Annotated in this window: 2 protein-coding genes; both read left to right on the top strand. The window is 69.9% G+C overall.

Translation table 11 applies throughout. From position 1 onward, the window contains the following. On the top strand, positions 1 to 200 hold a 200-nt coding region (locus GEV06_28905; protein ID MPZ21862.1), incomplete at its 5' end, for a WhiB family transcriptional regulator. Beyond that, a partial coding sequence (locus GEV06_28900; protein MPZ21861.1) for a DUF2637 domain-containing protein occupies positions 197 to 652 on the top strand: 456 nt, incomplete at its 3' end. The genes GEV06_28905 and GEV06_28900, both read left to right, overlap by 4 nt.

Genomic DNA, 652 nt, shown 5'->3' with positions numbered 1-652 from the left:
CATGCCTGCAGGCGGACCCGGACACCTTCTATCCTGACAAGGGCGGGTCGGTCCGGGAGGCGAAGCGGGTCTGCGCCGGCTGTCCCGTCACGGACGAGTGCCTCGAGTACGCGCTCGACACCGAGCAGCGTCATGGCGTTTGGGGCGGCCTGTCGGAGCATGAGCGGCGTCCGTTGCGTCGGCAGCGGAGAGCGGCATGACAGGTGACATCCCGGCGCGGGAGCGGGTGCTGGTCGGCATCGCCGTCCTGGCGTTTGTCGTGTCGTCTGTCGCCCTTTTCGAGTACGCGTCAAGCATCCCCGGCTACTCGGGTGTGTCGGCGTTGGCGCTGCCGTTCCTGCTCGAGGGGCTGACGTTGGCGCTCGGCAGCATCGCGGTGGCGCGTCACGACAGGGGCGACAGGGCGGGGCTGGCGGGGGCTGGGTTCGGTGGGGGAGTGACGTTGGCGACGGTCATCAACTACGCGCACGCCATCCCCAACATCGTCCCCGCTGACCTGGCGCACGCGGCGCAGGCGCTGCCGTGGATCCTGCCGCCGCTGAGCATGACCGTCGCATACAAGGTCGTCGTGCAGGAGCGCCGCGTCAGAAGGCAGACTGCCGAGGCGCAGGCGGCACGTCAGGCCCGCCGCCAGACGACACGACACGACACG

The sequence above is a fragment of the Luteitalea sp. genome (genome assembly GCA_009377605.1).
In the GTDB taxonomy this organism is placed as follows: Bacteria; Acidobacteriota; Vicinamibacteria; order Vicinamibacterales; family Vicinamibacteraceae; genus WHTT01.
Note: the sequence above shows the minus strand (reverse complement) of the source record. Positions and strands in the feature narration are given on the sequence as shown.